Genomic DNA, 25,402 nt, shown 5'->3' on the forward strand with positions numbered 1-25,402 from the left:
TTAAGAATAATATTATTTTGCCTCGCATTTTCTACAACAAAATCTATGAATCCAGTTACTTACCTCGCATTGGGCGATAGCTATACTATTGGAGAAGCTGTACCAGCTTCTTGTTCATTCCCTGTATTAACAGCCAACATATTAAGAAAAGATGGTATCAATATTACAGAGCCACAAATTATTGCTGTAACCGGGTGGACAACCGACGAGCTAACTCAGGGAATAAAAGCTGCTACACTACATCCTCCATATAACCTGGTAACCTTGCTGATTGGAGTAAATAACCAATATAGAGGCCGGTCATCAGACGAATACAGGCGCGAATTCACAGCCTTGCTAAATCAGGCAATAGAATTTGCCGGAAACAGAAAAGAGGCTGTTGTTGTGCTTTCTATTCCTGATTGGGGTGTTACGCCTTTTGCTAAAGACAGAGATCAGCAGCAGATCGCAACGGAAATAGACGCGTTTAATGCTGTAAACAAAGAGGTCAGCACTCAATATGGAGTCGGATACCTCGATATTACCGGGTTTACGAGAGAAGCAATCTCTGATCTCTCTCTGGTAGCTGAAGATGGCCTACACCCTTCTGGGAAAGACTACCAGCGCTGGGCTAAAGCATTGGCTCCGTTACTACTTCAATCTTTATAACTACTATTAATAAGCCGGTGAAAATTAAACATAACCCCGCTCAATAATTTTCACCGGCAAATTCCTGCTTTTTACCGGTAATGCTACTTTTTTGACCTAAACCCCCTTTTACTCTTCTAAAGTGCTTTCTACATTTGTATCATCAAACCAAACATCAACATAAAACACAACACAAAGCACTAAAATGAAAAATACTGAAGATATAATCAGGGAGAGAAGAAAAGGCCGTCATATCGGGGGGATAATCCTGATTATTATTGGTACTGCCCTGCTGCTAAAGAAAATGGAGCTGGATCTGCCATATTGGCTATTCTCCTGGCAGATGATTGTAATAGCAGTTGGACTGGTTGTTGGATTCAAACATAATTTCAGACCTGGAGGTTGGATCCCGATGGTAGTCGTAGGAGGCATTTTTTTAATGGGTGATATATATGGATGGCCATATAACAGCGCTAAGTTCATATGGCCCGTAGTATTAATAGGCATTGGGGTTTCCATACTTGTTTCAAAAAATTGTGATCACTCGAAAAAAAGATATAAATCATCCAATTTTATATCAGATGATCCGTCTTCCTATTCACAGGGGGATACTTCATCCTTATCTTCAGATGACATACTAAATGTCTCAGCAGTTTTCGGAAGTGTAAGCAGAACTATAACTTCCAGGAGTTTCAAAGGCGGTCAGATTTCTTCCATTTTTGGTGGAGTAGAACTGAACTTTATGAAGTCTGATATTAATGAAGTCGCAATATTGGATATATCAGTAGTAATGGGTGGTTGCGAAATAATTGTTCCCTCCAATTGGAAAATCAAAGTAGAAATGTCGACCATTATGGGAGGTATAGAAGATAAGCGTCCGCTCGAATTTCTCTCTCCTGTAGGTCAGGGTGGTGAAAAAACATTGGTATTGAAAGGCGACTGTGTAATGGGAGGTGTAGAAATTAAAAGCTACGCCTGATCAAAGGCCCCAAAAAATAACCGTTTTCTTCCAACTTTTTAAATTCTTAAGTTATGCATTGGTTCGTTGCGAAAGTAGTATATCAGATTATTTGCGGAAATGGCGCTCATACTCCGCAATTCGATGAACAATTAAGATTGATCAGCGCTGTTACTAAGAAAGATGCCTGGGATAAGGCTCGTGAAATTGGTATGCAGGAGCAATATGCTTTCAAAAACCAACAACAGGAACTTGTACAATGGAAGTTCATCAATGTTCCGGAAATTTATACCCTCGACCAATTGACCGATGGTATGGAGCTTTATTCCAGGATTGAAGAACCGGGAGATCCAAATTCCTATATTGCCTGGTTACAGATGAAATCTGCACAGTTGCAGGGTCAGCAATATTTTGAGCTGAATGTATAAATTCTAAAATCTGCTGTTTTGTCGAAAAGCATTCTAAAAGGAAACGTTCTTTGGGTTTTCACCACCAGCTTTGTAGTATGGATGATACTATACTGGGCTTTGCTCTACTATTGGTTTGGCATGCCGCTGATGTTATCTCTGACCGATAGCTCTGTTCATGTAATTTTATTGGGAGCTGCTGGTGTTATTATCTCCCACAACGTTGCTTACTATCGCCCTTCTGCCGATGCAATGAAATTTGGATATGTTGGGTTGTTAAGTTTTGCATTGGCAATTTTATGGGTATGTTTGAGCAGATGGATTTTAGTGACTACTTACCCGGAAAATAGTGAATATCTCAACTGGTTGAATAATGCCATCCCAATCCATGCTTTTGTTGGCTGGATGACCATCTCAGGAACCGGTTTCAGAAGTCAGATGTGGTACGACGCAGTTGATCAGCAAAAGGATCAGAAAAGAAAAGAAGATACTCAAAAGATTGTAAAGGACGCAGAGTTATTTAAATTAAGACAACAACTGCAACCGCATTTTCTGTTCAACAGTTTAAATTCAATCAATGCATTAATCATGCTTCGGCCTAAAGAAGCCAGAGAAATGGTATTGAAACTCTCGGATTTTTTAAGAGGATCGTTGAAGCAGGAGGATGACCACTGGATCACGCTTGAAGAGGAGCTGAAATACCTGCAATTGTATTTGGATATAGAAAAGGTCAGGTTCGGCCATCGCTTGTCTACCAATGTAGTGCGTGAGGAATCGACACAGAAATTGTTAATGCCTCCGATGTTGCTACAACCTGTTGTGGAAAATGCAATCAAATTCGGGTTATACGATACAACAGGAGAAATCGTAATCAGTATTCGTTCGTGGTTAGAAGGGCAGTTATTATATATTTCAATCGAAAATCCATTCGACAGCGAATCATCGCTTCCCAATAAAGGAACAGGTTTCGGACTTAGTTCCATCCAGCGCCGCCTTTATCTGTTGTTTGCCCGCCAGGATTTGTTAGAGACGAAGTCAGCAAATGGCATATTTACTACCATCATTAAAGTACCACAAACCAATGATAAAAGCAGTAATAATTGACGATGAACCATTAGCCAGGGAAATAGTAAAAGAGTACTTGCTCAATTTTCCTCAAATCCAGGTTGTACAGGAGTGCAACGACGGATTTGAGGGATTGAAAGCAATTCAGCAACATCAGCCTGATCTTATTTTTCTCGATATCCAAATGCCTAAGATCACAGGATTTGAAATGTTGGAACTGGTAGAAAAATTACCTGCGGTAATATTTACCACTGCTTTTGAAGAACATGCTATAAGGGCTTTTGAAGTGAATGCAGTGGATTATCTGTTGAAACCATTTGGAAGCGATAGGTTCGATAAAGCTGTACAGAAGTGGCTGGATCATTTTCATAAACCAGCGGAAATGCCGGATACCAGCTCTTTGCTGGAAGCTGCAGGAGCTAATCCTGTACAAAATAACAGGGTTGTTATTCGCTTTAATGGTAAGATTAAAATTATTCCGGTTCCTGATATTCATTACCTGGAAGCAGCTGATGATTATGTGAAGGTAATAACGGCAGAAGGGAGTTTTCTGAAGAATAAGACAATGGCGTTTTTTGAGAAAACTTTAGATCCGGCACAATTTACAAGAGTGCATAGATCTTATATTCTGAATGTTACCCAGGTAACGCGTATAGAGCCATATGAAAAAGAGAATCATCTTGCCATTTTACGTAGTGGAGCAAAAGTTCTGGTAAGTAAAACAGGCTATCCCAAGCTGAAGGCAGCATTAGGTTTATGATTGCTGTGTAAAGAGTCTGGAGAGTTTTTCTTTCTTAAGAATTTTTTGAACCTGTGTTCCCTTTGCGATCAATCGTTCGCCACAGGTAGCAATAAAGCTGCAAGTAATGGTATGGTTAACAATTGCTGTTATTGTAGCAACAAAATTCACCTGGCTCCCTAATACTGCGGGAGCCAGGTGATCGATACTCAGATGAGTTCCAATTCCTTCTTCGGTATTATCTTTCATTTTAAGTACAAATAATCTGCAACACCATTCTGCATCCCTTGCCAGTGCAAAGGTGGCATACACCGGATGTACTTCTCCGGTATCAAAAGCTGCACAATCTTCCTTCCTCACTTCTCTGCAAAACATTTGCTGATCTCCAATCCCGAATAAGTGTTGCATGATTTAGAATTATTGTACCAATAATACAGGGATGTTTACGTGATGTCTTACCTGGTTGGCAGTTTCACCATATAACCAATCTTTAAATCCTTTATGTCCATGTGCTCCTAATACCAGGAAATCGGCATTTTCTTCTTTAACTATTCTGGCAATTTCCTTAGCTCTTCTACGGAATCCCAGTACTCCTTTTGCATGAATACCTCTGCTTTTGAGTAAGGTAATGTAGGTATCCAGTTGTTCCTGGTCTTTTCTTGTTTCCAAATCGTCGGACTCTTTGCCGGAGTATTTGGCAGAGGCACTTTCAACTATATGTATGAGTATATATTCAGTATGTTCGTTTCCGTGTGCAATGGCGTTAGTGATGATGTCGCGGTCTTTGGCTGTAAAGTCGAGTGCCATGGCAATCCGGTTGTAGACAGGAGTTTCCATATCGCCCAGCGATACTTGTGTTTTATGGATACCAGCGGCAGCATCTTCACGGTAACGCTGGCGCAAAGGATAGAGTATTGTGATAGCCAGTAATATCACAAATCCCAGGCATCCCAGGATGACCAGGGTATCAATAGCCATATTTCCGGTACCGGACATATAATCGAATGCTTCTGTAAAAACCATTCTTAAGTTAAGATACACCAATAAAGCAGTAACAATCCAACTTATTACTTTGGTTGTGTTGCTGATCACAAATTCGCCCATCAATTTTTTATCACTTACGAAATGGATAAGCGGAATGATAGCGAAACCCAATTGGAGGCTTAATAATACCTGACTGAATACCAGTAGGGCTCCAACTTCATTGTCGCCAAAGATAAGGATGGTAAGTAGGGCCGGAACGATTGCCAGCAGGCGGGTTATTATTCTTCTCAACCAGGGATTAATGCGAAGGCGTAAATATCCTTCCATTACTATTTGGCCGGCTAAAGTTCCTGTAACGGTAGAACTTTGTCCTGCTGCGATTAATGCTACTGCAAACAGGATGGGAGCCAGCTTGGTTCCAAGTAGTTTATCCAGCAATTGGTGTGCATCCTGAATTTCAGCTATATCGGTTCTTCCTGTTTTATAAAAGGCAGCAGCTGCAAGAATTAATATTGCAGCGTTTACCAGAAAAGCCAGATTTAAAGCAATCGTACTGTCTATAAAATTCATTTTGATAGCCTGACGAATACCTTTACTATCTTTTTTAATCTTTCGGGTCTGAACCAGGGCAGAATGCAGGTATAAGTTGTGTGGCATTACTGTGGCTCCAATAATTCCGATGGCGATATAAAGCGCATTATTATCTGGAATAGTAGGAATAAATCCTTGTACTACCTCACTCATTTCAGGTTTAACCAATAGTAATTCTATCAGGAAAGAAGTACCTACAATGGCAACCAGGGCAATTATAAATGCTTCCATTTTTCGGATGCCATATTGTTGCAGGAAGAGCAACAGGAAGGTATCAAGAATAGTCAGGCTAACGCCCCAGATTAAAGGCAAACCTGTCAGCAATTGGAGGCCTATAGCCATTCCCAGTACTTCGGCAAGGTCTGTGGCGGCAATAGCTATTTCTGCAAGGATATATAAAATGAAGTTGACGGCAGGGGGATAAGTTTCTCTGTTGGCCTGTGCTAGGTCGCGTCCTCTGACTATACCCAAGCGGGCGCTCAGGCTTTGCAGCAGGAGAGCCATGAGATTACTCATGAGTAGTACCCAGAGTAATTTGTACCCATACTGGCTTCCTCCTGCGAGATCTGTAGCCCAGTTGCCAGGGTCCATGTATCCGACGCTAACGAGATAAGCAGGACCGAGAAAAGCGAAAATCCTTTTCCATTTCGACTTTCCGTTAACATCCACACTTTGATGTACGTCGCTTAATGAATGATGTTCCATAATGCTATTCAGACGGGTCTAACCATTATATTTTTTGCAACCTGTTCACTGATTGTAATAGAAGGTTGTTGTTTTATTTTGATTTCGATTGAATTGTCGTATTCGTAATGCTCAACTATTTCCAGCTGGGTGCTTAGTTTGATATGTTTAGCATTCAGAAATGCCAGCAGGGCGGTAGATTGATCGGTAACGGCTGTTACCACCACTCTTTTGGCGGTAGCCTGGTCTAAAGACGTTTGCGGTCGTGGTTTAGTGAGTTTCCCATTAGCGTCGGGAATTGGATCGCCATGTGGATCAAACAGTGGATTACCGAGGTATTCACTTAGTCTGTTGGTGAGTTTTTCACTTCTTACATGCTCTAATTCTTCAGCCAGTTCATGTACTTCTTCCCAGGAGAAATGGAGCTTATCTACGAGAAAGCACTCCCAAAGGCGGTGGCGTCTGACGATTTGCAAGGCAATTTTTTTACCCTCGGCAGATAGGGTAAAGCCTTTATATTTTTCATAATCGATGAGTTTTTTGTCTTTCAGCTTCTTAGCCATATCTGTTACGGAAGCTGGTTTGGTTTCCAGCTCATAAGCTAAAGCATTGGTTGTGACAACAGTATCACCTTCCTGCAGCTTGTAGATCGATTTAATATAGTTTTCTTCCGCTATAGATAAGTTCATTTTGTCTAAAATATTATTTAGACAAATCTAAATCATAAAACTGAACTTTTCAATATCCGGTATGTTTTTTGTTTTTTTTATGCCTCACATATAAAAATTATATCTAACTTTTCGCCCAGAATTTATTTTTCTAATGAAGCGTTTCTTTTTAGTATTGTTGACTATCGGGGTATTTGCAGCCTGTAAAACGAAGAAGGGTACAGGCCAGGACAACGAGCCAATGACATTTGATGATTTCCAGGCATTGTTTACGCCGGGAACCCTGCCTTATAGACTTACTCCAGATTCCTTGCTGTTAAAAACAGCCGATTCACTGGCGCTCGATTCGGCAGGCCTTAGCTTTTTGACCGATACACTTTCAAAGGGTGATTTCGATAGAGGAACGAGAGTTAAATATTTCCCTCTTCAAAAAATAAAGGGAAATCTGGTAGACTACTTCGCTGTTAAAGCGACCTCAAAATCGGAAGCTAAAGGTTATTTGTGCTTCCTTGACAAAAAAGGGAAGTATCTCAATAAACTACGTGTAGCCGATACCGGTAGTGATGATGGTGTTATAATGTCGTTGAACCTTGATGCAAAAAATGTAATTAAAATAAGTAGTGAAACAAAGGTTGCAGGGGGTAAAACAGCGTTGAAGGAAGACTTCTATATGGTGAATGCCGATGGAAGCACTACCCTGATTATGACTAACTCCAATGGTCCTACGACGGCTGCCCAGATCTTTAATCCTATTGATACTTTACCGCGTAAACATAAGTTTTCCGGCGATTATACCGCAGGAGATATGAGTATCCTTTCGATCAGAGATGGTAATGATGGGAAAACATTTTTATTCTTTATCAGCTTCTCAAAGGATAATGGAAACTGTAAAGGAGAGTTGAGTGGAAAAGGGGAATATCTGCCTGGTAACAAAGGAGAGTATAACGATAAAGGCAGTGCATGCGGATTAAGTTTTCAGTTCTCATCAACGCATGTAAGTATTAAGGAAATTGGAGGTTGCGGTGCTTATCGCGGTATCAAGTGTTTCTTTGAAGGTAGTTTTGCAAAGAAAATAGAAAAGAAAAAAAAGAAAGCATAAACGTAAAAAGTAGGGAATAAAGTTCCCTACTTTTGTTTTGAATAAACTTATTTTTAAAGAGTAGTGATTTTTTGAAACCCTTTGTAGTATTGTGTTTTATGGGTTTTTTATTTTGATGATGAAGTTTGATAAATCACTTTTTTTAAAAAATATTTGGTAGAATTAAAATAGTTTATACCTTTGCGATCCAATCGAACGAAAGGGGCGATAGGAAATAACGAAATAAAGAGGGAGCTTAGCTCAGCTGGTTCAGAGCATCTGCCTTACAAGCAGAGGGTCACTGGTTCGAATCCAGTAGCTCCCACAACATTTAAAGCGAAGATTTATTCTTCGCTTTTTTTTTGCTCTTATTTCTCGCAAAGGCGCAAAGATTAATATTAAGGCGTAAAGGATTTTTTTTAAGTTTTTAAGGATTGAGGCGAATATTGTTAAGGTTACTGATTTGTTTATAATTATGATTAAACTAATCGGCAATTCTTAAAAAATACTCTTCAATCCTTAAAAACTTTAAAAAAATCCTTTACGCCTTAATATTAATCTTATGCTTCTCTGCGAGAAATAAGCGAGCCCGCGAGCTACTTCTTGAAAATACGTTTAACCGCTTTTCCTAATTTATTCAGATTAGCAATTTGTTCCTGAATTGGTGCCAGAGTGAGGTCTTCCGGTTGTAAGCCTGCTTCGAGAGAGTTAAATTCTCTTTGTTCAGGATACAGCAGGATCACATTATTATCCTTAAAATGCTTTTGAAGTTTGGCCGGAACACTATCCATATTTGCATTGTAGGATAAGGTGCTTTTACGGGCAGTTACCACAACTACCAGGTCATCACTGCTTATTTCTTTCGAGGCTGTTACTAGAAAATCATCAAATCCTGAGATCTGTTTAAAGCTCAAATCAGCACTTTTTTTAGTCTGATCTACATATGCCTGCACAATTGCCTGTGTTTTACTGTCGCAATATAGCACCAGTCTGGCTCCTGCCTGTTTGGAAAGGATGAATACTTTCTGGATATAGTGCAGAAAACCTAACTCATAGGCTGTATTGGGAGGCAATACCAGGGCCATCTTTTTAGTAGTATTCAGTGGAGTGTGGAAGTTACACACATATACAGTTTCCCATACCCTTTGTAATACGTTGTCTAATGTAGTACCGAAGATATTTCCTAACCAGCGATCAGTAGTGCTTGTTTTATCGGTCCACCCCAAAATAAGGTCAGTTATCAACAGTTCTTTTGCTGCCCTTGTAATGCCATCAGAAACGTTAAGATCCACCCGGGTAACGACCTGTACCTCGCTTTCAGTAGCCGCAGCATGGATGACTGCTTTTTCCAGCATTTTATTGGTCAGCTGAATTTTTTCCTTTGCTTCAGCATCATCCTGTACAACAGCGAGCGGATATATTGGAGTTGGAGCATTAGCATCTTTTATCATTACAGCAAAGTCGAGCAATGCTTCCAGCTTATCGGGATTTGCTACCGGCACAAGAATACGCTCAGGTTGCTCGGATAATTCAGGCTTACTTTCAGCCTCTTTAATAGCGAGCTTTCGACCAGCATTTTCTGTAACAAATGAGCCTACCAGGCAGGTAATTAAAATAAGGATTACCGTACCATTCAATACATTTTCATCAACAATCCCCATATTATAACCAATGAGGATTACAGCTATTGTTGCTGCAGCATGTGCACTGCTTAAGCCAAAGATTACGTTACGTTGAGTAGGGCTGTATTTAAAAACCAGTTGGGTAAAGAAAGCCGCCAGCCACTTGCTGCTTAATGCCATTAAGGTTAAAACACCTGCAATTAGCAAAGCTTCAGGTCCTTTTAATAAAACCCGCAGATCCACCAGCATTCCCACACTTATCAGGAAGAAGGGAATGAATATCGCGTTACCAACAAATTCTATCCTGTTCATTAATGGGGAAGTATGTGGGATAAGCTGATTCAGGGCCAATCCGGCCAGGAAAGCTCCGATAATTCCTTCTACTCCTGCTAATTCGGCCAGGAAAGCTGATGCAAATACCAGCGCTAATACAAAGATGAAGTGAGAGGTTTTATCGTCTTTTATCTTCTTAAAAAACCAGCGGCCCAGCATAGGCATCAACCATAAGATTATTACTGCAAAAATGGTTAATGAAATACCTAATCGAATCCAGAAATAAGTGTTTAGGTTTCCTGCCTGTGCACCGGTGATGATAGCCAGAATTAAGAGAACCAGGGTGTCTGTAATGATGGTACCTCCTACGGCCACTGTTACGGCCTCATTTTTAGTGATACCCAACCGGCTGGCCAAAGGATAGGCAACCAGGGTATGGGTGGCAAACATGCTTGAAACGAGGAGGGTAGCCATAAAGTTGAAATGCAAAACATAATGGCAGACCACAAATCCCATTAATAGCGGGATTAGGAATGTAAAGCCGCCAAATACCATGCTTCGGTAGCGATTTTTCCTGAATTCAGCCATATCCAGCTCCAAACCCGCCAAAAACATTATATACAATAATCCGGCTTTTGAGAAAAGATCTATACTTCCTTTTTCTATTATTTTAAAGCCATTATCGCCAATCAGCATTCCGGCAATGATCAACCCAATGATACTTGGGATTCTGAACTTACGGAGAATGATGGGGGCCAGCAAAATGATAAATAATACCAAAGAAAAGATCGGTATAGGATCTTTAAGTGGTAAACTGGTATTAAACAATAAAACCAATCCTTTCATATAAATCCATTTTAGGCAGTGACACTAACAAAAGCCAGTTTTTTGCCAATTTTAAAACATAAAACCCATTCAAATATGGATAAATTAACGAATAATCCATGTAATTTTGTGGAAAGCTTATAAAAAGATGAACGATCATACAAGCACAAAAGGATTGCCAGAGGAAGAAGAAGATGTGTTGGTGGCCGAGGATGAACAGTTCCCGTTTAGCCTGGTTGTCTGGAATGATGACGTAAATACCTTCGATTGGGTAATTTCTTCATTAATGGAAGTTTGCGGGCACAGTCATGAGCAAGCAGAACAATGTGCTTTAATCATTCACTTTAATGGCAAATATGCTGTTAAGGAAGGTGAATATTATAAGCTGAAACCGCAATGCGAAGCCCTGCAGGAAAGAGGTTTAAGCGCAACAATTGAAGAAATGGCTGGGAGCTGATGACAATCTTCCGATTAGATAAACGGCTGATATTTCCCCCGCCTCAGCTGGCAGAAGAAGATGGTTTACTGGCAGTAGGCGGAGATTTAAAAACTGAAAGATTACTGCTGGCCTATCGCTCCGGTATCTTTCCGTGGTACGACGAACCGCCTATTCTGTGGTGGAGCCCCGATCCCAGATTTGTATTGTTCCCCGATCAGCTTAAAGTATCTGCAAGTATGAAGCAGATTCTTCGTAAACAAACTTTTCAGGTTACCTATAATCAGGCTTTTGAAGCCGTTATAAAACGTTGTAGCTCCATTCCCCGTGCCGGGCAGGCAGGTACCTGGATTACCCCCGAAATGCAGGCGGCATATATAAAACTACATCGTGAAGGTCACGCCATGTCTGTAGAATGCTGGCAGGATGGCCAACTGGTGGGTGGTTTATATGGTGTTAAATTAGGTGCTTTCTTTTTTGGAGAATCTATGTTCTCTGATGTCAGCAATGCCTCAAAAACTGCATTTATCACTTTTGTACAGCAATATGCCAATGAATTGCAGATGATAGATTGCCAGGTATATACAGATCATCTGGCGTCTCTGGGTGCCACGTTTATTTCCAGAGAAGAATTTTTGTTGATCATTGGCTTCCTGTAATCTCCTTTTTATTTTTTAGTATGTTGATACAAAGCTTTTGTTTATAGAAAATATTGCATAATTTTTTGTCCGAATTGCCCCGACAAAATGTCTATTCAACACCCCTTAAAAGTTCTGTCTTAATAATATGTTTGTCAAACTTTCAAAATAAAAAAGGCTAATACGAAAAGGTTTAACAGTTAATTACCCACAATCAAACAAAATGAAAAAGTCAGTATTTCTGCTGCTATTGTCAGCATTTTTCGTTAGTAGTTATGCTACTATACCTGTTCCACCAAAAAAAGATAACGACAACAAATATCTTATTCATTTGCTTGTACAAACGAGAGACAGTGTGTTACAGGCTGTGAATGGATTATCAGATGCTCAGCTTACCTATAAGCCTGCACCAGACAGATGGTCGGTTATAGAATGTGTAGAGCATATCATGAAAACAGAAAAAATATTCTGGAACATGGAGCAACAAGCGGTAAATCAACCGGCTAATCCTGAAAAACGGAAAGATATTAAAGTTACTGACGAAATGATTGAAAAAGGAGTGGAAGATCGCAGCCATAAAGCCAAAGCTCCAGACATGCTGGTACCTACGCACGAGTATTCTTCCAACGCTGCATTAATAAAAGCGTTTACTGATCAACGTAACCAATTGATTTCCTATCTGGAAAACACGAAAGACAATCTGAGAGATCATGTTACCGAATTACCGGTTTTTGGCACCGCCGATGCCTATCAGATTTTATTAATGGATGCTGCCCATACAAACAGGCATACACAGCAATTAAGAGAAGTAATGGCTAGTCCTGGTTTTCCTAAATGAGGATTAACGAAGTTCCCAGTCGATCAACTGATTGTGCCACTCCTTGCGGAAAGGAGTGGTAACTTTTATGTAGTTATCTGTATACCCTTCCATCATTCCATCTTTACCTAATGATTCGAACAATACTTTTCTGGTTTGATTCAGATGTTGTTCGGTAAAGAATTGAAGTTTTTTATGACTAAGGTTTCGTAGTTGCTTATTTCTCTCCTGACGAACCGGAACAGGAACAACTGGTTTTATTTCCAGTGCTGTTGTATTGGCACGTTCAGAATAAGTGAAAACGTGGAGATAGGAAACATCCAGGTCGTGCAGGAAGTCGTAGGTTTCCTTAAAGTTTTCATCACTTTCAGAAGGGAATCCTACAATTACATCTACACCAATGGCGCAATGAGGCATCACCTCTTTAATAAGCGCTACTTTTTCTGCATAAAGCTCGCGACGATAACGTCTGCGCATTTTACCCAGAATTTCATTGCTTCCACTTTGAAGCGGAATATGGAAATGAGGCATGAATCTTTTGCTTTTTGCAACAAATTCAATGATCTCATTAGAAAGCAGATTAGGTTCTATGGAAGAGATCCGGTAGCGGCTGATACCCTCAACTTCATCCAGCGCCTGGGCTAATTCAAAGAAAGATTCTTCTTTCTTCTTTCCACCCTCAAAGCCTTTTCCGAAATCTCCCAGGTTTACGCCTGTAAGTACAATTTCTTTTACCCCATTGGCTGCCAGCTGCTGAGCCTGTGTTACCACATTGGCAACACTATCGCTCCGGCTTTTTCCACGGGCCATTGGAATGGTACAGAAAGCACAGGTATAATCGCAACCATCCTGTACTTTCAGGAAAGTACGGGTACGGTCGTTTACTGAGTAAGAAGAGTGAAAGGTATTAACATCTTCAATATCGCAGGAACAGATTTTTGCGGCATCTCCCTTGGTCAGATTCTTAAGATGCTCGGTAATGTTGAACTTTTCGGCAGCACCTAAAACCAGGTCAACCCCTTCGATATTTGCAATTTCTTCAGGTTTCAACTGGGCATAACAGCCGGTAATTACTACCATACTGCCAGGAGCACGGCGTTGAATACGCCTTACCAGCATGCGGCATTCCTTGTCGGCATTGTCGGTAACCGAACAAGTGTTAATGACATATACATCGGCAGTTTCCTCAAAATCTTTCTTGATAAAACCATCCTGTTCCAGTAACCTGCTCAAAGTAGAGGTCTCTGAAAAATTCAGCTTACAGCCGAGAGTATGAAATGCTACTGTTTTTACCTGTTCCATAAGGGGAAGCAAAGGTAGGAACTTTTTATGTCATAGTTAGGTAAGGAATTTTAAGTATTTTGCGCCGCGTTCTAATTTTATGAAATCCATACAAAAATATCTCCCTGTATTATTTCTTGGCTTGTTATTACTTGCCGGGTGGCACCAGCGTTGGTGGAAAAGCTCCAATAAATCACTTGGGCCGGTAGGAAAGCCAGTAGTAGCCAGGGGCGCTCTGGATGACAAAAATGTAGGTAGTGCTGTTATAAACAGACATGCCAAACTAGAGTATACTAAACATGCCATTTGTCGGATGGAATGTAGACAGGTGACTACCAGTGAAGTCGAAGAAATCCTTGCCGTGGGAAAGATAAATCCGGAGAAATCTAATCCCAACGACCATCCCTGCCCTACTTATGCGCTGGAAGGGTATTCTACAGAAGGCCAACACCTCCGTATCATAATAGCACCTTGCGAAGACGAAAAGGCCAAAGTAATTACCTGCATAGATCTTGATAAGGATTGGGTTTGTAACTGCGAATAGGACAAACTACATTTATTAACGATTTTCTTCGTAGTTTTCCACCTTTATTTCAACCTTTCACAGAGGCGTTTATGAAATTGTTATTGAAACCGTTGCGTGTTATATATGTGATATACGCCGCTGCTACCTTCCTGGGTATCATGTTTTTGATATTGCCGCCTATATTTTTGGCTTCTTTGCTTGGTAAGCACAGGGGAGGGAACATTATATTTTATTTTCTTCGTTTTTGGGCACATACCTGGTTCCCGCTGGTTGGTATGCCGGTAACCCGTAAATATGAATGTGAGAAAGATAAGGATCCGTGTATTTTTGTTGTAAACCACCGTTCTTACCTGGATGCTGCAATTGCTGTTAAAGTAATGCGCTTACCTTTCAGACCACTGGGGAAGATTGAAATGTCTAAAATTCCGTTTTTCGGATTTATTTATAAGAATTCCGTTGTTCCGGTAGATCGCTCGAGCGCTCCCGCCAGGGCTAAAAGTGTGCGCGAAATGATGTCGGCCCTTAAAGCCGGTATTTCTATCCTGGTATTTCCAGAAGGTACTACCAACGATACTGATCAACCACTCCGCCCTTTTCATAACGGTGCTTTCAGAATGGCTATAGAACTACAGATTCCAATAAAGCCTGTACTATATCTGGATGCTGGCGACCGCTTGCCGCATACAGGGCTCATGAATATCTCTCCAGGTAAATGCCGCGTAGTGTTTTTGCCTCCGGTACCCGTTGCCGGCCTTACTTTAGATGATATCAACACCCTTAAACAACAGGTGTATGAAATCATGGACAAAGAATTACGTAAATACCGTAAATACCCAACTTTGCAACCCGTAGGATGAAATACGCAGATGTAATATTGCCATTAGCGTTACCAAAGAATTATACTTATTCCGTTCCTGAAAAAATGGAAACCTCCCTGCTACCAGGCAGTCGGGTAGCCGTTCAGTTAGGAAAACAAAAGAAGTATGCAGGTATTGTAAAGGCTGTACATGAGCAGGCTCCTCCTTATAAAACCAAACCAATCCTCGATCTGCTGGATACTAATCCTGTCGTATATCCTACACAGTTAGCCTTCTGGACCTGGATTGCCAGCTATTATATGTGCACAGAAGGGGAAGTGCTGAATGCTGCCCTGCCTGCGCATCTGAAGCTGTCGAGCGAAACAATCCTTCTCTATAACGATGCCTATGGAACAGATTTTTCGGCACTGGATGACGATGAATATCTCATTGCTGAGGCTTTGCTTGTTCGAAAGGAATTACGAATAGAAGAAGTACAATTAATTCTCGATAAATCATCTGTCTATTCCATCATCAAAAAACTAATAGAAAAACAAGTTCTGTTAGTGTATGAAGAGTTGAAGGAAGCTTATAAAGAGAAGAAAGAAAGCTTTGTGCAGCTCCATGCCGAATATCAGGAAGATGCTCAGCTGGAAGCTTTGTTCAACGAACTGGGAAAAGCTCCAAAACAAATGGAACTGCTCCTGGCCTATTTACATCTACTAAAAACAACCGGCAGCGTTTCACAGAAAGAACTGCTTAAAAAGTCTGGCGCCACAACAGCTCAGCTTAAAGGGCTGGTAGATAAACAGGTGTTATGGATAGAAAAAAGAACAGTCGATAGATTACCCGGAAGCAATACTGCTGCCCAAATCGATTTTGACCTGAGTCCGGCCCAAACTGTAGCTTTATCAGCAATTCAGGATAATTTTAAGGATAAACAAGTTACGTTACTACACGGTGTTACCTCCAGTGGTAAAACCCAGATCTACGTAAAACTCATAGAAGAATACCTGGCAGCTGGTAAACAAGTGCTTTACCTGTTACCGGAAATTGGACTTACGGCTCAAATAACCAGACGATTAAAAAAACATTTTGGAGATATCCTGGGTATTTATCATTCCCGATTCAACAACAACGAAAGAGTAGAAATCTGGAACAAGGTAAAATCTCAGGAACTTAAAGTAATACTGGGAGCGCGTTCCAGTTTATTACTGCCATTTAAAGATCTGGGTCTCGTTATCCTGGATGAAGAACATGATGCTTCTTACAAACAGCAGGACCCGGCTCCCAGATACCACGCAAGAGATGCTGCTATTTATTATGCCGCTCAGTTTAAGGCTAAAGTATTGTTAGGATCAGCAACTCCTTCTCTCGAATCCTATTATAATGCTCAACAGGGTAAATATGGCCTGGTTACATTAGGAGAACGATTTGGAGGTATTGAGATGCCGGCAATTGAGCTGATTGATATCAAACGCGAGATGGCAGAAAAAACAATGGACGGCAATTTCTCTTCTGCACTTAAAACTGCTATTTCTGATACTGTTGCAGCTGGCAAACAGGTAATATTATTCCAGAATCGAAGAGGTTATGCTCCTTTTCTTCTTTGTACTACCTGTGGCTGGATTCCTCATTGCAAGCAATGTGATGTATCATTAACCTATCATAGAAACCAGGATAAACTGCATTGCCATTATTGCGGCACTAAATATCCTTATGTGCATACCTGCACCGCTTGCGGATCACAAACCATTGAACCAAAAAGTTTTGGTACTGAAAAAATCGAAGACGATCTGCAAATAGCCTTCCCAGAAGCCAGAATTGCCAGGATGGATGTGGATACTGTCAGAAATAAAGACAGCCATAATAAACTGATTGAACGACTGGAAGATAAAAGTGTAGATATTCTCGTAGGAACACAAATGGTAGTGAAGGGGCTCGACTTTGAGAATGTGAATCTGGTAGGAATTCTGAGTGCAGACAGCCTGCTGAGTTTTCCGGATTTCAGAGTGCATGAGAGGGCTTTTCAGTTAATGGAGCAGGTGAGTGGCCGGGCCGGCAGAAAACATGGAACAGGCAGGGTACTGATTCAGGCAGCCAATCCCCGACACCCTGTGCTGCACTACGTTACAGCACATGATTATAAAGCTATGTATGATGCTGAAATAGCTGAAAGACATGCGTTTTCCTATCCTCCTTTTGTCAGGCTTCTAAAACTGACTATCAAGCATAAGAACCAACAAGTGGCAGAACAGGCCGCTCATATTTTAGCAAGCTGGTTACATCCTATGTTAGGCAATCAGTTAATGGGCCCGGCTGTGCCTTTGGTAGCCAGAGTGAGAAATAATTATCTGCAGGAATTATTAATAAAACTGCCCCGTGATGCGAAATCTATAGCCCAAATCAAACAACGAATTCAGGACTATATTACTCAGTTAAGAACAGAGAAAAGATTCCGCACCGTGGCTATTATTCCGGATGTTGACGGAGTATAATGCTATTTGCTAAATACCATATCCAGCTTCTGTAACTGACTTACCTTTTGTTGAATAGCCTTGAAGCTTTGTTTACTCTTCCCGGTAATATCGGCATTTTTGTACCATTCGATGATGAATACACGTAACTGTTGTCCGTCTTGTGTACACTTAATTTTATACCCCAAAGCCGGATCATTAATATCGGTATTAAATTCATTGATATTTGTCAGACGTAAACCGGCAGGTACAGTTATATTAATTCTTTTCTCCTGGTAATACGGGAATGAAAGCTGAATAGGCAAATCACCCGGCGGAATCTGTAAAGCTGTGCTCATAGTGCCTCCCACTAATTCTCCTATATGCAGTTTTGTTTGTCCGTCTGTTGTACTGATGAGATTGGGAGTAGATAAAGTACTTTGTAAAAGCACAGGTTTGTTGAGTGGGATGTTTGTGAATTTTTCATTCTCAAGTTGAATTGCAGAAGGTCTTCTGCTGCCGCCCTGAAAAGGTAATAATACATTCAGGATCTTATTTTTATTCTCCTGGTTATTTTCTGAATTAGTAAAAGCAGCTTTGATATTAGCAGCAGGATAACCGCCAAACGATTGTTTTACTTCCCAGGAAGGATTGTTCCAGTCGTTTAATGTTGCTTCAAGTGTGATATTGCTGTTAGTATAAGGAACAACGGGAGTAGTAATAAAATCAGTAAGTACTTTACTTTCCTCACCAATTAAAGTATCGCGGCATCTGAGTGCTGTGATACCCGACCAGATAGACGGATAACAAGGAAAACGGGAATCCATCTCAGTAGGAGCAAGTGCTTGTTGAACCTGCGGGAAATATAATAGTATATTTTTAGGAACCTCTCCAACCACAACATCAGGTACTAATGGAATGGTATCTCTACTACTCATAAGTAATATCTGCGATTGCACATTCAAAAGGTAATATATTCCACTCAGCAGTCGGACCATTCCGGCTTTTTCAACACGTTTACTTTTCAGGATGCTGATAATATCAAAAGTTTCTTTGGTATAAACCGGATCTACAATTGTATAATTGCTCTTGACATATTGTTCTACCTGATAAATAAGTTGAGGTAGTGGCATCGGTTTTTGTAAAAATCCCCAGCGTTTTAGCTCTTTTTCAAGTTGTTTGTATTCAGGTTTTGAAATAGAGACATAGGGAATATAATTTTCCTGTCCGAAGTGTTGCCAGCTCGATCTCACGGTATCCTTTTGTTCGATAGCCTGATCTAATGAGAAGTCAACTCTTTGCAGCTGAGGCAAAAAGTAGAATAATTCATTATATACTAACGGAGCTAAATTTCTGGCAGATACGGTGTAAAATCTCAGGTAGTTGGAAGTGCTATCAGTAGCAGGAGGAAGCCCTCCTGTTGGTTTAACTTTAAAGCTATAGCTTGCAGGAGCAATTAGCTGAAAGCTTGCATTTTCAACTTCAGTAGTTGATTGAAGATAGTCTGAACCCGAGAGATCGTACAGTATTTTCATGATTAATTCATATTCGATCTCCCAACCGGGTGCCAGGCCAAAGTCTCTGACAACTATTACTTTTCTACTATCGGGCATACGAATTGTACGAACCTGCTGATCGAGGTTAATAACTTCTCCTTTAGCATTGATAGCCCTTATGCGCATGCTTACAAGTTCTTCATTTTGCTCAAACGAGAGCATGATTTGATGAAGACTATCGGCACCTTGCCGGGTGTTTACTTTAATAGATTTATAGATAGCTTTATATTGAAAGCACCTGTAACTTCTATCCTTACGGGTAACATTAAAATCCCTCACCACTTTGTAGTTAAGTACGGTGAAAGGGGCGTCGGAAGTTGTGGTATGAAGTTCGGGTTGTTCTTTCCAGAGATCCTGGAAATAGTTATTTGATTGTGCCGTTGTGATATTAGCAATGCAAATGCCTACAGTCAGAAAAAAGATCCATTTTTTCATAATGTGGCTAAGATAAGGAAATCCCTAACATCAAAAAGCGCCCAAATTTTGAATGGCATCAGATTCCAGAACATGAACCCCTTTCTCGTTATTTTTTGCAGCTATAATCATGGCATTGGCAACAGTTGCGGCTTTAATACCCCTATATTTTTTCCATCTTCCCTGCAATAAAAAATAAAATAGTTGAATAAGGTATTTACCTATCCATTCTCCAAAGCGAAATTCCTGTCTTTTGCCAATTAAAAAGGAGGGTCTGAAAATATAAGTACTTGGAAATCCAACTTTTAATACTGCCTGCTCCATTTGCCCCTTGGTTCTCAGATAAAAATTTCTTGAGCGGGCATTTGCCCCAACAGCAGAAATCACCAGAAACTGTTCCACTCCGGCAGCATGGGCGAGTTGGGCACAAGACACAGGAATCCCATAGTCTACTTCCCTGAATTTTTCTTTAGTTCTGGCCTTCTTAATGGTAGTACCGATACAGCAAAACAGAACATCCCCTTTCAGATGGGGAGTAAGAGAGGCTGTATCTTTAAAATTCACGATCACACTTTCGAGTTTAGGGCGTGGATTAACCCAGGATTTGCGTACCAATACCCTTACAGTATCATAATCGGGGTCCAGTAATAAGGCGGATACAAGGTGAGTACCTGTTAATCCTGTTGCTCCTAATACAATTGCTGTTTTACCCATAAAGGTTCTCATTATTTGGTGAATAAACCATAAATCTCAAGATCAGCATGTTTCAAATGAGATTTGCGGCTATCTTTGCTGACCATAAATTTAAGTTATTATGCAGGTATCAGAAAATGTTCCTCTCAGATCGTATAATACATTCGGAATTTCAGCTAAGGCAAAATATTTCGCTAAATTTTCATCTGTTGAAGACTTAGCCGCCCTGACAACAAATCAGAAAGCCGAAAATGCACCGATGATGATCCTTGGGGGAGGCAGCAATATTCTGTTTACCCAGAACTTCGATGGATATGTCTTAAAGAATGAAGTGTCCGGAATTGAGATAATAGGAGAAGATGATGAGCATGTGTACGTTAAAGCAGGTGCTGGCGAGAACTGGCATAAGTTCGTGCAATACTGCCTGGATGCTGAACTGGCCGGAGTAGAAAACCTCTCGCTTATTCCGGGAAATGTAGGAGCAAGCCCCATGCAGAATATTGGCGCATACGGAGCTGAAATTAAAGATGTATTTCATGAATTAACGGCCTTCCATCTTAAAGAACAGGAGCTCGTTACATTTAATAATGAAGCCTGCGAATTTGGCTATAGAGAAAGTGTTTTTAAGAAGAAATACAAAGGACAGTTTGCTATTCTTTCGGTTACCTACAAATTGAATAAAACCCCGAAATTTAATACCAGCTATGGAGCCATTTTTAATGAGCTCGAAAGCATGGGAACTGAGAAATTAACTATTCAGGCAATTAGCCAGGCTGTTATTAATATTCGCAGCAGTAAATTACCTAATCCGGCTCAAATTGGTAATGCAGGAAGTTTCTTTAAAAATCCCACAGTTTCCAAAGAGCAGTACGAACAGCTGGAGGCTCAATACCCCAAGATTGTTGCTTATCCGGTAGAGGATAACCAGATGAAATTAGCTGCAGGCTGGCTGATAGAACAATGTGGCTGGAAAGGTTACCGTAGCGGCGATGCCGGAGTGCATGTCAAACAGGCATTGGTATTGGTAAACTATGGTAATGCCAGCGGAAAAGACATCTATAATCTTTCTCAACAGATTCTCGAAAGTGTACACGAAAAGTTTGGTGTACAACTGGAAAGAGAAGTTAATATTATCTAGGCATTGCCTTTAATATGAGTAATAATCTTTCCGGCATGTTCTCTTGAGTTTTCAATAAACCAGACATGAGTGTTCATACCTCCGCAAACTACGCCGGCTAAATATATATGAGGCATATTGGTTTCCATAGTCACCGGGTCATACGCAGGTACTTTCATTCCATCGTCCGATAAAATAATTCCTGCCTGCTGTAGCAGTGAAAAGTTGGGTTGATAGCCTGTCATGGCTATTACAAAATCATTCGGTATGGTGATACTGCCATCAGGGGTGTTAATAATTACACTATCTTCCTCTATCAGGCTTATCTGGCTGTTGAAATATGCTTTAATAGATCCTTCTTTAATTCGATTTTCGATATCGGGTTTAACCCAATATTTCACTCTTTTCCCAATTTCAGTTTCCCGGATAACCATGGTTACTCTGGCACCTTTACGATAGGTTTCAAGTGCTGCATCTACGGCGCTATTATTGGCTCCGATTACAACTACATCCTGATCTGCATAAAAGTGTGGATCTTTATAGTAGTGAGTTACTTTAGGAAGATCTTCTCCTGGTATCTGCAGCAAATTAGGGATATCATAAAACCCTGTTGCCAGGATGATATGTCTGGCGTGATAAGTGCTTTTACTGGTATGAACGATATACTCGCCAGCGTTAGGATTGATATTTCTAACTTCTTCAAAAAGCTTTAGGTTGATGTGATTACTACCTGCCACTCTTCTGTAATATTCCAAAGCTTCCGGGCGGGTAGGTTTAGGATTGATGGAAACAAAAGGAATATTTCCTATTTCCAACCTTTCGGAGGTTGAGAAAAAGGTCATGTAAAGCGGATAGTTATACAGAGAATTAACAATACATCCTTTTTCAATTACAATGTAACTAAGACCAGCTTTTTTTGCTTCCAGGGCACATGCAATACCTATTGGTCCACCACCTACAATCAAAACATCAAACGCATTCATTCTTATATCGTTTTATTATAAAGCTGCCATGTGATCCAGCAGTCGAAACATTATTTCATTATTAACTGACGAGAGATCAAAATGTTGTCTGATCATATCGGCATGCTGAACAAAAGGCCCCCCAGCTTCAAGAACTGCCGTATTATAGCCAATTATTTCTTCAATATTTTCAGGTTTCATTTCCATATGAAATTGCAGACCAATTGTTCTGTCGCCCAGGATAAAGGCCTGATGCACACCAGCCGCGGATGCAGCAAATCGGGTAGCTCCGGCCGGAATATCAAACATATCTCCATGAAAATGGAAGGTAGGAAAGTGGTGTGGGAACACCTTGTCCAGGGTGGCTGCCTGATTCTGGAAACTAACGTCTATAGGGAACCAACCTATTTCTTTCTGGTTTTGGGGGTAAACATCTGCTCCCAATGCACTAGCCATTAGCTGCGCTCCAAGGCAGATACCGAGTACCTTTTTATTTTCCCGGATCGCTGAAGCAATTAGTTCGAGTTCAGTTTTGATCCATGGATAGGTATCAATTTCATAAACCCCCATTATTCCACCCATAATTATCAGCCAGTCTATATCTTCGGGAAGTTTATCGGGTTGTTGTTCGTACCAGCGGGTGCAGGAAAGTTGGTGACCTCTTTGATTGATCCAGTCAGCGATGCAGCCCAAGCCTTCAAAGGGAACGTGTTGAAAGTAATGAATGTGCATAGAACGAAGATACGTCGGCTATTTTACTTCTGCTCTAACAAGTCTGAAATATTCATAACCTTTCATATTGGCACTAGCATCACCAAAGTAGGTGGCACGGTAATCGGCAGCTCCGCCATCGTATCTGACTTTCATATTTCTTTGGGCCATGAATAAGGGTAATTCAGCCGGATTTAATCCAAAATCCCATTCTTCTCCTACTTTTTTGAGCAGTGAATTGATTTGTAAAAAGCCAAAATTCTCGGCAGGTTTTTCAAAAACCGATTTATTCACATAGGTAAAGATGACCTGGGTACCGGAAGGGAAGTCTTTCAGGTATTCAAAAATGGCTTCAGCTTCCTGTAGTTCGTGATTAGTGGTAAGAGCTTCCCAGATAAAGAGGGTTTTATAATGTTTGGGAAGAAGTGGTGAAGGCATTACATCGGCAAGCCGTTCTGAATTGAGGTCTAATTCCAGATAATCGACCGGAATTGCTTTTTCATTGGTATAAGGATGCATAACCGCTTTCTTTACTCGTTGGAGTTGCGGATGATCTATCTCCACAAAATTCACACGTTTAGCAATATTTAAGCGATGTGCTCTGGTATCGAAACGTGCATTCAGAATAATGATCTGGTTAATTCCTTCTTTAACTACCGCTTCCATCAACATATCATCTATTAACCTGGTACGTGCAATGCCAGCGGTATAGGTACCAGGCCAATTATATTGAATATAGTTGATGAAGAAGGAACGAATAAATCTGATTTGGCAAAGTTTTATAAGGAACCTGTGAAACCCCGACAAAAAATTGACCGCATAAGGGTCGAATAACAATCGTTCAGTTTCAGGTTTCGTACTTTCAATAGCCCGGAAGGTAGCCATATAGATACCCATATTGCGAGATGGGAACCGGCTCATTTAACGTATATTCTTCATAGTTACAAAATATATCGTTGGTTATTTTGAGAATGATAGTAATGTAATGATCAAATATATATAAAAATGATAACCTTATTATCGGGGATTTTTCCCGGTATCTTTTAGTCTACAGACACGATGAACTTATTAAATTTAGTAGCGAAATCTTCTCTTAAAGTTTGATCTATTCCATTCAGGAAATTAACTGTAAACCCACGTTGTAAGCGGCGGGTGTTACTTCCGGCCAATTCAAAAGGGCGGGAGTGCAGTATGCCAATGAGTTGCTGGCCCTGAAAAATAAGAGCGAGCCGGTATAAAGGGCTTGGGTCATCGATACCGCTTTCATAGTTTAGAAACAGTACATAAGGTTTAAGAACAGTTTCTTCTTCCAGTTGGAAGTTATGAATAAAAGGTTGCATGTCCTGGGTGCTTCTTCCTTTATGCTGGTTGAGAAAAACGGAGAGTGCGGATTCAATAATACTACCACTTCTAAGGCTTTTCTTTTCAGTATAACCATTAATGGTAGCCCACATTTTCTCGCCATTGGTGGCCACCGGAAGTTTAATATCTCTTTCCAGGGTTCCGGCCGGCACTCCGTTTACTTCAATTTTCCTGCCTTTTCGGAAGATAGGTTTGCTAAATTCATCCTTACTGATATCGAAATCCACATTTACCTGGTACCAATCTTTTTTAACGGGGGCACAGCGCAACGGAACGTAATCGAGCAATGATACGATAGGCTCGCCGTTTGGCTGATCCCGAACTATGGCGGATTGATTGACCCTTTCTCCTTTAATGGGAGCAGGTGAAGTGTTTTTTGGGGTTGAAGTAGGTTTAGCAGAACGAGTTGGTTGATCAACTTCCGTGCTCCCTTCATTCTTATACTTATCCGGCCTGTATTTTAAGTCACAGGCAGATAGAAGCAGCATTAATACTGCAATAGAAAGACGGTTCATATTTAACAAGATTCATGACTCTGCCGCTCATTGCTCAAATATCAAGCCTAGAATTCTGAAAAGATAATATCGTTGTCGCCTAGTTGTAATCTGTGAATTTCCTGCATACTGGAAAATGGATCGAGAGGCGACCAGTGTTGTATTGTATAAAGTTGAATGTATTTGCCTTTAATAGCTTTTTCTAATTCTGTGGAAGTAAGGTGAATATTGGTTTTGGAGGAAATATAAAAAATATGTGGATTGTCTTGCAGGTGGATAATCAGACCAGGCGACCCACTTTTTATTTCAGCAACAATACCTGTAATAGAAGTGCAATTTTGTTTAGTAGCCTTTTTGACAGAAGGCATTCCTGAAATCAAAAGTACTAAGATACAGGAAGCAGCAATTAATAAGGCAGTAACACCTTTTTGGTTAGCTTTTTTATTCATACTGAGCTGGCATAAAGTAGGTTAGGTAACCTCAAATTACAGAATATTATGATGTAGGAAAAATAATTGTTCAGGATTGATGGTAGTTTAAATAGAAGAACTTATTTTTATAGGGTTATGTTGATGTTAGCCTTTTATTGAACGATAGCCGTTCACAATTTAATGTTTGTTA

General features: G+C 40.4%; 25 protein-coding genes and 1 tRNA gene. 14 read left to right on the forward strand and 12 right to left on the reverse strand.

From position 1 onward, the window contains the following. Positions 1-45 precede the first annotated feature (45 nt). The 5 genes from DVR12_RS06340 (at position 46) to DVR12_RS06360 (ending at position 3,817) form a co-directional block, all read left to right on the forward strand. On the forward strand, positions 46-648 hold the full coding sequence (locus DVR12_RS06340) for an SGNH/GDSL hydrolase family protein (protein WP_233522139.1): 603 nt from the start codon (positions 46-48) through the stop codon (positions 646-648). A gap of 184 nt (positions 649-832) precedes the next feature. After that, entirely contained in the window at positions 833-1,606 is a 774-nt protein-coding gene (locus tag DVR12_RS06345) for a LiaF transmembrane domain-containing protein (protein WP_116974742.1), read from the forward strand. A 53-nt stretch (positions 1,607-1,659) separates the two neighbouring features. Next, positions 1,660-2,013, forward strand: a complete 354-nt coding sequence (locus DVR12_RS06350; protein WP_116974744.1) for a DUF4288 domain-containing protein — start codon at positions 1,660-1,662, stop codon at positions 2,011-2,013. Positions 2,014-2,031: 18 nt separating this feature from the next. After that, positions 2,032-3,096, forward strand: coding sequence for a sensor histidine kinase (locus DVR12_RS06355; RefSeq protein ID WP_199417054.1), 1,065 nt, complete (start codon positions 2,032-2,034; stop codon positions 3,094-3,096). Next, positions 3,074-3,817 carry a LytR/AlgR family response regulator transcription factor gene (locus DVR12_RS06360; protein ID WP_116974746.1) on the forward strand — a complete coding sequence of 248 codons (744 nt, stop codon included), beginning with the start codon at positions 3,074-3,076 and terminating at the stop codon, positions 3,815-3,817. Before DVR12_RS06355 ends, DVR12_RS06360 begins: the two co-directional genes overlap by 23 nt. Here DVR12_RS06360 and DVR12_RS06365 read toward each other — a convergent pair. Genes DVR12_RS06365 through DVR12_RS06375 form a run of 3 tightly spaced genes read right to left on the reverse strand, consistent with a single transcriptional unit; the run spans position 3,812 to position 6,744 of the window. Then, positions 3,812-4,204, reverse strand: a complete 393-nt coding sequence (locus tag DVR12_RS06365) for a thioesterase family protein (RefSeq protein WP_116974748.1) — start codon at positions 4,202-4,204, stop codon at positions 3,812-3,814. The genes DVR12_RS06360 and DVR12_RS06365 overlap by 6 nt on opposite strands. Positions 4,205-4,213: 9 nt before the next feature. Next, on the reverse strand, positions 4,214-6,076 hold the full coding sequence (locus DVR12_RS06370) for an Nramp family divalent metal transporter (protein WP_199417055.1): 1,863 nt from the start codon (positions 6,074-6,076) through the stop codon (positions 4,214-4,216). A gap of 8 nt (positions 6,077-6,084) precedes the next feature. After that, the gene (locus DVR12_RS06375; RefSeq protein ID WP_116974751.1) at positions 6,085-6,744 is read right to left on the reverse strand and encodes a metal-dependent transcriptional regulator; all 660 of its coding nucleotides are present in this window, start codon (positions 6,742-6,744) and stop codon (positions 6,085-6,087) included. Positions 6,745-6,877: 133 nt separating this feature from the next. Here DVR12_RS06375 and DVR12_RS06380 point away from each other — a divergent pair, with 133 nt between their 5' ends. Both DVR12_RS06380 and DVR12_RS06385 read left to right on the forward strand, forming a co-directional pair. Then, positions 6,878-7,822, forward strand: a complete 945-nt coding sequence (locus tag DVR12_RS06380) for a hypothetical protein (RefSeq protein WP_116974753.1) — start codon at positions 6,878-6,880, stop codon at positions 7,820-7,822. A gap of 229 nt (positions 7,823-8,051) precedes the next feature. Beyond that, positions 8,052-8,126 (forward strand) — tRNA-Val (locus DVR12_RS06385). Positions 8,127-8,397: 271 nt separating this feature from the next. Here DVR12_RS06385 and DVR12_RS06390 read toward each other — a convergent pair. Further along, complete coding sequence (locus tag DVR12_RS06390) at positions 8,398-10,542, reverse strand: cation:proton antiporter (protein WP_116974755.1); 2,145 nt, start codon at positions 10,540-10,542, stop codon at positions 8,398-8,400. A 127-nt stretch (positions 10,543-10,669) separates the two neighbouring features. Between DVR12_RS06390 and DVR12_RS06395 the strand changes: the two genes are divergently transcribed. From DVR12_RS06395 to DVR12_RS06405, 3 genes are all read left to right on the forward strand, one after another. Next, entirely contained in the window at positions 10,670-10,978 is a 309-nt protein-coding gene (locus DVR12_RS06395) for an ATP-dependent Clp protease adaptor ClpS (protein WP_116974757.1), read from the forward strand. Further along, complete coding sequence (gene aat, locus DVR12_RS06400) at positions 10,978-11,616, forward strand: leucyl/phenylalanyl-tRNA--protein transferase (RefSeq protein WP_116974759.1); 639 nt, start codon at positions 10,978-10,980, stop codon at positions 11,614-11,616. Before DVR12_RS06395 ends, aat begins: the two co-directional genes overlap by 1 nt. Before the next feature lie 202 nt (positions 11,617-11,818). Continuing rightward, on the forward strand, positions 11,819-12,433 hold the full coding sequence (locus DVR12_RS06405; RefSeq protein ID WP_116974761.1) for a DinB family protein: 615 nt from the start codon (positions 11,819-11,821) through the stop codon (positions 12,431-12,433). Positions 12,434-12,436: 3 nt separating this feature from the next. Here DVR12_RS06405 and mtaB read toward each other — a convergent pair whose 3' ends face one another. Further along, entirely contained in the window at positions 12,437-13,714 is a 1,278-nt protein-coding gene (gene mtaB / locus DVR12_RS06410) for a tRNA (N(6)-L-threonylcarbamoyladenosine(37)-C(2))-methylthiotransferase MtaB (protein ID WP_116974763.1), read from the reverse strand. 79 nt (positions 13,715-13,793) lie between these two features. Between mtaB and DVR12_RS06415 the strand changes: the two genes are divergently transcribed. The 3 genes from DVR12_RS06415 (at position 13,794) to priA (ending at position 17,514) form a co-directional block, all read left to right on the forward strand. Beyond that, the gene (locus DVR12_RS06415) at positions 13,794-14,237 is read left to right on the forward strand and encodes a DUF4258 domain-containing protein (RefSeq protein WP_116974764.1); all 444 of its coding nucleotides are present in this window, start codon (positions 13,794-13,796) and stop codon (positions 14,235-14,237) included. A 71-nt stretch (positions 14,238-14,308) separates the two neighbouring features. Further along, the gene (locus DVR12_RS06420; RefSeq protein WP_116974766.1) at positions 14,309-15,076 is read left to right on the forward strand and encodes a lysophospholipid acyltransferase family protein; all 768 of its coding nucleotides are present in this window, start codon (positions 14,309-14,311) and stop codon (positions 15,074-15,076) included. Next, a complete protein-coding gene (gene priA, locus DVR12_RS06425) occupies positions 15,073-17,514 on the forward strand; it encodes a replication restart helicase PriA (protein WP_116974768.1) in 2,442 nt (813 codons plus the stop codon). The genes DVR12_RS06420 and priA overlap by 4 nt, the downstream gene beginning before the upstream one ends. Positions 17,515-17,516: 2 nt before the next feature. On the opposite strand, the gene DVR12_RS06430 is transcribed toward priA, so the two are convergent. Both DVR12_RS06430 and DVR12_RS06435 read right to left on the reverse strand, forming a co-directional pair. Next, positions 17,517-19,463, reverse strand: a complete 1,947-nt coding sequence (locus tag DVR12_RS06430) for a DUF3857 domain-containing protein (RefSeq protein ID WP_116974770.1) — start codon at positions 19,461-19,463, stop codon at positions 17,517-17,519. A gap of 30 nt (positions 19,464-19,493) precedes the next feature. Then, entirely contained in the window at positions 19,494-20,168 is a 675-nt protein-coding gene (locus tag DVR12_RS06435) for an oxidoreductase (RefSeq protein ID WP_116974772.1), read from the reverse strand. 88 nt (positions 20,169-20,256) lie between these two features. On the opposite strand from DVR12_RS06435, the gene murB reads away from it, so the two are divergent. Further along, positions 20,257-21,273, forward strand: coding sequence for a UDP-N-acetylmuramate dehydrogenase (murB, locus tag DVR12_RS06440; RefSeq protein WP_116974773.1), 1,017 nt, complete (start codon positions 20,257-20,259; stop codon positions 21,271-21,273). On the opposite strand, the gene DVR12_RS06445 is transcribed toward murB, so the two are convergent. The 5 genes from DVR12_RS06445 to DVR12_RS06465 form a co-directional block, all read right to left on the reverse strand. Next, positions 21,270-22,235 carry a YpdA family putative bacillithiol disulfide reductase gene (locus DVR12_RS06445; protein ID WP_116974775.1) on the reverse strand — a complete coding sequence of 322 codons (966 nt, stop codon included), beginning with the start codon at positions 22,233-22,235 and terminating at the stop codon, positions 21,270-21,272. The genes murB and DVR12_RS06445 overlap by 4 nt on opposite strands. Before the next feature lie 15 nt (positions 22,236-22,250). Next, positions 22,251-22,946, reverse strand: a complete 696-nt coding sequence (locus tag DVR12_RS06450) for a glutamine amidotransferase-related protein (RefSeq protein ID WP_116974777.1) — start codon at positions 22,944-22,946, stop codon at positions 22,251-22,253. 18 nt (positions 22,947-22,964) lie between these two features. Beyond that, positions 22,965-23,846: a class I SAM-dependent methyltransferase gene (locus tag DVR12_RS06455; RefSeq protein WP_116974779.1), complete on the reverse strand. Its 882-nt coding sequence runs from the start codon at positions 23,844-23,846 to the stop codon at positions 22,965-22,967. A gap of 122 nt (positions 23,847-23,968) precedes the next feature. Beyond that, positions 23,969-24,802, reverse strand: coding sequence for a hypothetical protein (locus tag DVR12_RS06460; protein WP_116974781.1), 834 nt, complete (start codon positions 24,800-24,802; stop codon positions 23,969-23,971). Positions 24,803-24,849: 47 nt separating this feature from the next. Beyond that, positions 24,850-25,230, reverse strand: a complete 381-nt coding sequence (locus DVR12_RS06465; protein WP_116974783.1) for a hypothetical protein — start codon at positions 25,228-25,230, stop codon at positions 24,850-24,852. Positions 25,231-25,402 lie beyond the last annotated feature (172 nt).

The organism is Chitinophaga silvatica (genome assembly GCF_003419895.1).
Taxonomy (GTDB): domain Bacteria; phylum Bacteroidota; class Bacteroidia; order Chitinophagales; family Chitinophagaceae; genus Chitinophaga; species Chitinophaga silvatica.